Annotated in this window: 6 protein-coding genes and 3 tRNA genes; 4 read left to right on the forward strand and 5 right to left on the reverse strand. The window is 55.5% G+C overall.

The window, feature by feature from the left end:
• The 5 genes from QZZ60_RS08610 to QZZ60_RS08630 all read right to left on the reverse strand — a co-directional run.
• Positions 1–295: GTP-binding protein (locus QZZ60_RS08610; protein ID WP_295640533.1), on the reverse strand; the 295-nt coding region annotated here is incomplete at its 3' end.
• A 151-nt stretch (positions 296–446) separates the two neighbouring features.
• Positions 447–522: transfer RNA gene (locus tag QZZ60_RS08615), tRNA-Gly, on the reverse strand.
• 60 nt (positions 523–582) lie between these two features.
• A tRNA-Tyr gene (locus QZZ60_RS08620) sits at positions 583–668 on the reverse strand.
• Between the two features lie 124 nt (positions 669–792).
• Positions 793–868 (reverse strand) — tRNA-Thr (locus QZZ60_RS08625).
• A gap of 409 nt (positions 869–1,277) precedes the next feature.
• Positions 1,278–4,079, reverse strand: coding sequence for an autotransporter outer membrane beta-barrel domain-containing protein (locus tag QZZ60_RS08630; RefSeq protein WP_295640535.1), 2,802 nt, complete (start codon positions 4,077–4,079; stop codon positions 1,278–1,280).
• A 635-nt stretch (positions 4,080–4,714) separates the two neighbouring features.
• On the opposite strand from QZZ60_RS08630, the gene QZZ60_RS08635 reads away from it, so the two are divergent.
• From QZZ60_RS08635 to rhuM, 4 genes are all read left to right on the forward strand, one after another.
• Positions 4,715–5,101, forward strand: coding sequence for an Hsp20/alpha crystallin family protein (locus QZZ60_RS08635; RefSeq protein WP_295640537.1), 387 nt, complete (start codon positions 4,715–4,717; stop codon positions 5,099–5,101).
• 607 nt (positions 5,102–5,708) lie between these two features.
• Positions 5,709–6,752, forward strand: a complete 1,044-nt coding sequence (locus tag QZZ60_RS08640; protein WP_295640538.1) for an HTH domain-containing protein — start codon at positions 5,709–5,711, stop codon at positions 6,750–6,752.
• A gap of 831 nt (positions 6,753–7,583) precedes the next feature.
• Complete coding sequence (locus QZZ60_RS08645) at positions 7,584–8,762, forward strand: site-specific integrase (RefSeq protein WP_295640540.1); 1,179 nt, start codon at positions 7,584–7,586, stop codon at positions 8,760–8,762.
• A gap of 66 nt (positions 8,763–8,828) precedes the next feature.
• Positions 8,829–9,404 (forward strand): RhuM family protein (gene rhuM, locus QZZ60_RS08650; RefSeq protein ID WP_295640542.1); only part of this gene is annotated, 576 nt, incomplete at its 3' end.

A 9,404-nucleotide genomic window follows, 5' to 3' on the forward strand; every position in this document is an offset into this window, starting at 1 on the left:
TCTGAGCGGCACCGGTGATCATGTTCTTGATGTAGTCGGCGTGGCCGGGGCAGTCAACGTGAGCATAGTGACGCTTGTCGGTCTCGTACTCAACGTGAGCGGTAGAAATGGTGATGCCGCGTTCCTTTTCTTCGGGGGCCTTGTCGATGTCATCGTAAGCGATGAACTTGCCCTGGCCCTTGAGGCCGGCGATCTTGGTGATGGCGGCAGTCAGAGTGGTCTTGCCATGGTCGATGTGACCGATGGTGCCAATGTTGACATGCGGCTTAGAGCGATCAAATTTTTCCTTGCCCATGATGGTCTCCCTAAATGGTTACTTGCAGTTGTGGTGCCCTGTTTGAGCAGCGGACGCCGTCCTGCTCTCTTTAAATGAGAGAGCAGCCCTAAAACACGGACTCATGACGCGCCAGAGAAAAAGGGGGAGCAACAAGAAACAAAGTGGCAGGTGGAGCGGGAAACGAGATTCGAACTCGCAACCCTCAGCTTGGAAGGCTGATGCTCTAGCCGTTGAGCTATTCCCGCCTGTGTGCCGTAGTCCCCTGACAGCGCGCACTGCCTCCTACAGCTATACCAGCGTAAAGCTGGTGGTGGGGGGTGGATTCGAACCACCGAAGTCTTACGACGACAGATTTACAGTCTGTTCCCTTTGGCCACTCGGGAACCCCACCACGCTATACAAAAACGCTTTCGCGTTCTTGCCGCAACCGGAAGAAGGAGCGTGACCTTCACCGGCCACCCGGATCAGATTGAACCGGGAAATATGGAGCTCTTTCTCGTCGTCACTCCAAAATATGGAGCTGGCGATGGGAATCGAACCCGCAACCTGCTGATTACAAATCAGCTGCTCTGCCAGTTGAGCTACGCCAGCAGCAGGTATGGGAACTTATCTCGAATGATTCTTCTTGGCAAGAAGAATTTTCTTGTCTTCGGGCGTTCCCCGCAAACAGCAAAAGACTTGTACCCAAGAGACGGCGCTTTGTAAAGCCTTTTCTTCGGCCTTTTTCAAAAATTTTTTACTCCCGCCGTTTTTCCGTCCCTTTCGGCGCCCGGACGAGCCCCTTCCCGACCTGCTGCGGCCTTATCCGGCCTCCGCCTTCTCTGCCCGTTTCGGGGCTTTATGCAGCGCGGAAGACGCGTTTCTCTGCGCATCCTTCCGCACTGTCTTTGCGGCGCGAACGTCGTTCTTCCGTCCCGGCCTCTTCTCCGGAGAGTGAAGAGCCGGCCTGCACGAAAAAAACTCCTCCCGGGGGCTTCCGACCGGGCCGCTCCACCCTCTATTAAAATCGGTAAAGAAGCGTCACATGGCCGCCCAGGCTGTCGCGCTCTCCCGCACTGCCCGTGAAGGCCGCGTCCAGAGTCAGCGGTCCTGCTCCCGGCTCCATGGAAAGCCCGAGCTCGAACAAGGCGCTGTCGCCCTTGAGCGATGCGTCGGGAATGGAAAAGTCGTTGGCCACGGCGTGCGCCGTACCGCTGTACTCATGTTCCCAGGCCGCACCTGCATAGGGCGTCACACCTTCCAGCGCCTTCCAGTCGAAGCGCGCGCCGAGACGCAGACGACGCGAATCCACGCTGTTGAAGTGCACCGCGTCGCCGTTCATGTCCGCACCGTCTCCGTCCTGATGCGTCCAGAAAAACTTTCCGTACACGTCCATGTCCAGCGAATCGCCGAGTCCCAGCACGTAGCCGAGTCCCGCATGACCGCCGTAATAGGGATTGGAAAGATCGTAGTCGGCAGGACGCCCCATGTTGTCCCGCAGGTCATCGCTGTGCCAGGTCGTGTCGATGTTGCCCACGCGTCCCACCCCCTCCGCATACAGTCCGGCCAGCGGACCTTCGGCCACCTCGTACCGGGCGAGCACGCCGGCGCCCATGTAACGGCTGTCGCCGCGGCCGCTCACGTCGCCCGAGGCAAAGCCGTTGAACGTGTCCAGATGGGCCCGGCCGAACTCAAAGAAGCCGCCCAGCACCGTGCGGCCGCCCGCGCCGGCGAAGCTCCCCGTCAGACCCGTCATGCCGGAAAAGCCCTCGGTATCGGCCCTGGAGCCCGTATGATAACGGGACGTTCCACCGTACACGGCGGCAAAGGGCCGCCAGTGTTCATCCTCATGCTCCGCCGCTTCCCGCGCATGACGAAGTCCGGCGGCCGCGGCAAGATCCGCGCCCTGATTGAGCAGCCCCGACGCCGCGGCTCGCGCCTCCGTGAGGGCGGCAATGCGGGGATTCATGCGTACCTCTTCAAGAAAATGCAGCTGCACCGCCGTGCCGGTATTTTCAAGAATGCCGTCGTAATAGGTGACATAGCCCTGCTGAAGGCTGATGAGCCTTCCCGCGGAGGCCTGCGCCACGGCGCCGCTCGCATCGCTGAGCAGAACGAAGGTGCTTCCCTTGTAGGGAAGGCCGCCGGTTATGACCTCAGGCAGCTGCGCCGTAACCGTGGATCCGTCGAAGTCGCCGCTCTGCGCGCCCGTCACGGCAAGCATGGGAACGTCCACCGGAGCTCCCGGCGCAGGAAGCACGAAATGCAGATTCTCAAATCCCGCCACGCGCGCGGCGCTGCCCTGCCAGCTGTCTATGAAAAGCGTGTTGCCGCTGCCTGCGGCGGCCACGGGCGCTCCACCGGAAAATCCTCCGTAAAAGGCCGTCGTGGGAGCAAACGACGCGCCTTTTCCTATGATCACGCTGTTGAACGAAGCTTCGCCGCCCTCCCCGACGAGACCTCCGTACAGGCTGCCGCCCGCAAAGGCATTCTGCACGAGCACGGTATTGTGACTTGCGGATGAACTTCCGGCTCCCGCCATGCCTCCCGTGACGTCTCCTTCCACGCTGCCGCCGTCCACGACCGCCACCACGTTGTAATCCGAGCTGCCGCCCCCGCCCGTGCTGCCGCCGTACAGATCGCCTCCCGCAAAGGCATTCCGGACAATCACGGTGTTGTGACTTGCGGATGAACCTTCCGCCTCCGCCAGACCGCCCGTCACGTCGCTTTCCACGCGGCCGCCGTCGGTCACGGTCACGGTGTTGGAGTCCGCAAGGCTGCCCGGGGTGCTTCCCGTCACCGCCCCTCCCACGACATGCCCCTCAACGGTCGCGCCTTCCGCTATGATGACGCTGTTGCCGGTCAGCTCGGCCGGAACGCTGCTTTCCGGAGCAAAGGCGCCGGTCACGCTGCCTGCAATCGTCGCACCGGACACGCTCACCGCGTTGCCCGTAGCCCGGGCGGCTCCCTCGTCGCCCTGCACGGAAGCGCCAAGAACGTTCGACGTGCCCGTGCCTCCGGTTATGACCACCTGGTTTCCTTCAGCCAGGGCCGTGCCTTCATAGCTGTGCACCTCGCCGCCCACCACGTCGCCGAAGGAGCCTCCGGCAATGGTCACGACGTTGTTCTCGGCGGAAGCGTCGCCCGGAGCAATGGCATAGCCGCCGTAAAGCAGGCTGACCGAGCCGTCGTCAAGGCGCACCGTATTGTCTGCGGAGCGTGAGGACCCCCGTGCGGACGTTTCCGCGTAGGCCTCGCCGCCCACCACGAAGTTCAGCGAGGCGCTGCCGCCTATGGTCACGTGATTGTCCACAGACTCCACCGTCCCCGAACCTCCGGACATTCTGGCATAGCCGCCGAAGGCCTGCACCCACGGTCCCAAGCGAAGCGAGCCGCCCATGCTCACGCTGTTGCCGTCGGCCGTGGCTCCGCCCACGTAGCTTCTGGCGTAGCCGCCGTAAATGTTGTCGTTGAACCCGGAAAGCCCGCCGCTCACGTTCACGCTGTTGTTCAGTGCCTCGGCCGAGCCGTTGCGGCTCAGGGCCGAACCGCCGTAAAGATCCATGGACACCGTGCCGCCGGACACGTTCACCAGACTGCCGCTTGCCACAGCATCGCCGCCCACGGCCCGACGCCCGTACACATAATCATAGGAATCGCCAGAAATCACGGAAGCGCTTCCGTTGCCGGTAAGATCCGAGGCACGCGCCCGACAGGGAACGATGGCAGCGGCAAGAAAAAGCAGCAGAAACGGGGTCGGCCACAATCTCCGACAGTCCCTGCAGACGGCGCCTGCGCACAACGATTGTCCGAACAGCTTCATGAAGTTTCCCCCTTGTGTTCAACAAAGAAACGGCGGCCCTTTCAGGTGCGCTCCTTCCGACTATGGGAGAAAAAAACGACCGCTTCCATGATTTACGCATGATGAAATCAAAGACGCGCCTCAAGCCTTCCGCAGCGAGAAACGGCAGGCGGCAAACGAATCCCCTCCATGCCGCCCGGACACGCCTCATCGAACCGCTCTTTTCGCCGAACCGTGCAGGCATTTTCTGAACGCAGTCATCAAAGCGACAATAAAAAATTTTTGCAGACTTTCTCTTCGGAAGCCCCCTCGAAAATCGCCGTCGCTGCCCGATTTTCAGAGGTTCCCCCTCCTTTTCTGCAGAAAAAATGTGCTCCAAATCGAAAAATTTTTTCTCTGCGGCGTTGACAGTGCGGGATTCGTTCCTATTGTAAGGGTATGTTTTTCAGGGACGCTTTCCCCGGAAGGAGTTCATGAAAAACAGAATCAATCATCTTCCAGAAAGATGAGGAATGCATCTTCATCCTGGAATAAAAGAACACGGACATTTTCTTCCGCACTGATGCATTGATTCTATTTTTGGCTGGAGGTTTTTTATTATGCTGCCTAGTATTTTTGGTGAAAGACTTTTCGATGACTTCTTCGGTGAACCTTTTATGCCTGTCTTCAATAACAGACATGACCCGCTGTTCGGCAAGAACGCCAGAAATCTCATGAAGACTGATGTGCGGGAAACGGAAAACACCTACGAACTGGACATTGATCTGCCTGGATTCAAGAAGGACGAAGTGAAAATCGAACTTGACGGCGGTTACCTCACCATCAGTGCAGCCAAGGGGCTGGACAAGGATGAGGAGAACAAGAAGGGACAGTATCTGCGCCGCGAACGCTACTCCGGCGAATGCAGCCGCAGCTTCTACGTCGGCGAAGCCCTCGAGCCCAAGGACGTTTCCGCTACGTTCGAAGACGGCATTCTGAGGCTCTCTTTCCCGAAGGCTCCGGAAAAGAAGGAACCCGAAAAGAAGACCATCGCCATCGCGTAACGCTCTGATCCGGTTCCTGCCGGCCGTTTTCCTCCTCTGAAAACGGTTTCCTCCGTCAGATATGCGCAAGCCCCCGACAGAAGAAATTCTGTCGGGGGCTTTTTTGTGTCCGGAATCCGGGAGAGAACAACCTTTCCGATATGCTCTTCTGACCCTCTTGGGCGGAACAATCATCCGCACATCCCTCTGCCGTCGCAGCGCCATGCATTCCATCCCCGTCGTGCGTACGGCTTTATTCTTCGCACGCTTTCGTCTATCATGACGCAGTTTTCATCATTCTCTTTGCGAAAAGAGGTTGCTCATGACTTCCAACTTTTCCTTTTTTGCCGAAAAATTTCCCGAAATCATGCATCTCGGGAACATGGCCGAACGCTGCGTTCTGACGCTCAGTCCTGCATCATGAAAACAGACCTGAGCTGCAAAGGCATGACAAAAAATCATGGCCGCCACATTCTTGAGCTTCTCGCCCCGGAAATACGCATGGAAAAAACGGCGGACAACGCACTGGACGCATAGTCCTCATGAAGGAAGTCATTCCGTGGAGAGTCGGAAACGAACGTCCACTCGGACAACAATCAGTGAAAAACACACAACAACAGGAAAATCCATGAGCGTTCTGGATGCCGTAGCAACCATTCTCAAGGAAGCCGGGGAGCCTCTTTCTGTACAGGAAATCACGGACAGACTGCTTGCCCGCAATCTGTGGCAAAGCTCGGGGAAAACGCCCGCTGCCACTATCGGCGCAAAGCTTTACACGGACATCAAGAACAACGGCAACGCTTCGCGTTTCGTGAAGACCGCTCCTCATACCTTTGCGCTCAATCCCGCAGGAAAAAACGATGCCGCGCAGGCAGTTCCGGCCCCCGCCAAAAAGACGGGCAGGGAATCCCTGCCGGTTTCCTCCCTCTCATTTACTGACTGCGCGCAAAAGGTGCTTGAACAGTTCGGCAACAAACAGCCCATGCATTACCGGGAAATTACCAGAAAAGCGCTGGAAAACGGATGGCTGGCAACAAACGGCAAGACGCCGGAAGCCACCATGAATTCCCAGATCAGTACGGAAATCAAACGGCAGCAGGGCCGGGGCGAACAGCCGCGCTTCGTACAGCTCGGGCGCGGCAACGTGGCGTTGAGTCAGTGGAATGAGCACGGGCTCACCTTTCAAATAGAACAACACAACGCGCAGGTAAAAAAGGCGCTCCGAAAGCGACTCATGGATATGAAGGCGGAAGAGTTTGAAAAAATCATCTCCCTTCTGCTGGCTAAAATGGGCTTTGAAGACGTAGAAGTCACGCAGCGCAGCCACGACGGCGGCATCGACGTCAGAGGCACGCGCAGGTTTGCCGATTCCATACGCATCAAAATGGCCGTTCAGGCAAAAAAGTGGAAGCTCAAAAACAACGTTCAGGCGCCCGTCGTTCAACAGGTGCGCGGCAGCCTCGGCGCCCATGAACAGGGACTCATCATCACAACCAGCGATTTCAGCTCCGGCGCAAGGACCGAGGCCGCCCAGCCGAACAAGACCCCCATTGCCCTGATAAACGGCGAACAGCTCGTTCTGCTGCTCATGGAACACGGCATAGGCGTTCAGCGTTCCAGGCCGGACCTGTTCGACATGGATGAAGACGCCCTTTCCTTCAAGGAAAAATAATGCGCCGGAATGAGGCAACGCTCATGTGGGGGGAGACCTTTTTCAGACTCAGTCTGAAAAAAAAGGTCTCCCCTGAAACGTTCCTCATCCTCTCAAAAACAATGCTGAACAGTTCGACAGATCGCTCTGCGAGCCCGCCGTGCCGAACGGAAAAACTGTGCCGCCCAAAACGGAGACAGCAGGTTCATGCTGTTCATTCCAGGGCACAGAGCCTCATTGCTGCCCGTTACTGCGTCTTCCGTCCTGTTCCTGTGCAACGCCTTTGAAGGGCTCGCCATCCTGCTTGACGTCCATAAAACGTCCGGTTTCGGCATCTCGTTTTGTCCACAATCCCGTTCTGGGATTCTGAGTTTGTGTGCGATCGCAAACGGATCCTTTTCTGTACCCGTTCCCTGTATTCTTAGCCATATGAACTCCTTGCTGTTTTACATCATGAAATACGTTAAGCATGTAGGCGCACAAGTCAACAAAACATGAAATATCTCATGTTATATCAATTGAACAGCATAGATGCAAAAGAAATAAAAATACCGAACGCGAATGCAGAACAGACGGACAGAAGAGCTTAAACGAAAAACCCCTTACGGCATATGCCGTAAGGGGTTTTGTTCTCTGGTTGCGGGGAAAGGATTTGAACCAATGACCTTCGGGTTATGAGAACTAAGGTCATATCTTTCTATTGTTTTCTATTTTTATCTAAGTATTACTATTTATTTGAAAAAAGTATATTTGCATTTTCTTTCCATTTTCTGATTTTCGGCCTTTTTCGGCTTGACGTGGTGGGAATATGGTGGGAATAAAATCATATGTATATTTCCTGGAGGCCTTGCCATGTCTTCACTTACGCGACATCAGACCGACAAAGTTGGAGTATTTTTTGTACTTGGAAAGCCTCGGATGAAGTCCAGAGACAAAGCCGAGTCGGCAAAAACAGATAAAATCTACTACATCATGTACCGCCTGGACGGAAAAAAAATCGAAGAAAAGGTCGGGCGGGAGTCCGAAAGAATGACCCCGGCCAAAGCCGCAAAAATCAGAGAACAACGGGTAAACGGCATCAGTCTGCCCAATACCGAGCGCCGTCGTATCCGCAAAGAACAAAAACAGGCTCTTGAATCACGCTGGACCATTGCCCGACTCTGGGATGCCTATAAGATAAATAAGCCTGATCTCAAAGGCCTCACTACCGATGAAAACCGCTACAAAAATTATTTAAGGGAATTTGCCGACCGAACGCCGGAAGAAATCTTCACCGGAGATATAGACCACCTGCGGCTTCGTCTCATCAAGGCGGGGAAAAAGGCAGGAACCATAAAAAATATTCTGGAGCTGCTCCGACGCATCATCAACTTCGGAGTCAAGAAAGGGCTTTGCCCATGGATTCCGCCTTCGCAGCTGCATTTCGAAATGCCGCATCTGAACAACGTGAAGACGGAAATGCTGACGGCGGAAGAACGTACCCGCTTCATTGAAGCTGCCCACCATGCAAAAAATCGCAAGGCAGGACAACTTATGCTCATGGCCTACTACACAGGAATGCGCCGAAGCGAACTTTTCCGACTCAAATGGACGCACATTGATTTTGAACAGGGCTTCATCAATATAGTAGGGGAAGGTCAGGAAGGAGCAAAAAGTCATCGAGATGAACGTATTCCCCTGACACAACCGGTCCGGGAACTGCTTTCCGAAATAGAAAACGAAGGCAGCGCCTATGTTTTTCCCGGCAGGGACGGCATAAGCCGCATGACCGATATTCATAAGCAGGTCAATGCCATAAAGAAAGCGGCCCGCCTTCCTGACGACTTCCGCCCCCTGCACGGCCTCAGACATACCTTTGCCAGCGTTGCCGTATCCAACGGAGTTCCGCTCTCCCATGTGCAGAAATTGCTGACTCACAAGGATCCCTCCCTGACGCAACGTTATGCGCACCTCGAGGATAAGACACTCAAAAACGCAGCCGCTCAGGTAGGAAACTTTCTGGCCATAGCAGATCTGGACGATAAAGGATAAGCCAGCTCTTGTCCGAGCTTTCCCGACAATATCTTATATTTTCCTCATTACCCAAAGGACTCCCGCATGGACAACACCTTCCGCTTTCTGATGTACCACTCTGCGGAGCAGAATATTTCCGTCAACGCCGTCATCCGCGATGAAACCATCTGGCTGACGCAGAAAGCTATGGCCGAGCTGTTTGACTGCACACCGGACAACATTTCCCTGCATTTAAAAAATATCTTCGCGGACGGTGAGCTAGACGAAACTTCAACTACCGAGGATTTCTCGGTAGTTCAAACTGAAGGGGCCAGGCAGGTCAAAAGGAAAACCAAATTCTATAATCTCGACGCCATCATCTCCGTGGGATATCGGGTAAATTCCCGACGAGCCACTCAGTTCCGCATCTGGGCCACCAACGTACTCAAAGAATACATGATCAAAGGCTTTGCCATGGATGATGAACGCCTCAAACAGGGGGGTACAGCTTTCGGCAAAGACTATTTCCGCGAACTTCTGGAACGGGTTCGCTCCATCCGGGCCAGTGAACGCCGTATCTGGCAGCAGATTACCGATATTTTTGCCGAGTGCAGTCTGGACTATGACCGGAACTCCCCGGTAACCCGCCAATTCTATGCCATGGTACAGAATAAGTTCCAC

It is taken from the genome of uncultured Mailhella sp. (genome assembly GCF_905187505.1).
GTDB lineage: Bacteria > Desulfobacterota > Desulfovibrionia > Desulfovibrionales > Desulfovibrionaceae > Mailhella.

Excerpts from the sequence above, each read along its gene's own strand:
- QZZ60_RS08645 (WP_295640540.1), top strand. The coding sequence starts at position 7,584 with ATGTCTTCACTTACGCGACATCAGACCGACAAAGTTGGAGTATTTTTT.
- QZZ60_RS08630 (WP_295640535.1), bottom strand. The coding sequence starts at position 4,079 with ATGAAGCTGTTCGGACAATCGTTGTGCGCAGGCGCCGTCTGCAGGGAC.
- QZZ60_RS08635 (WP_295640537.1), top strand. The coding sequence starts at position 4,715 with ATGCCTGTCTTCAATAACAGACATGACCCGCTGTTCGGCAAGAACGCC.
- QZZ60_RS08640 (WP_295640538.1), top strand. The coding sequence starts at position 5,709 with ATGAGCGTTCTGGATGCCGTAGCAACCATTCTCAAGGAAGCCGGGGAG.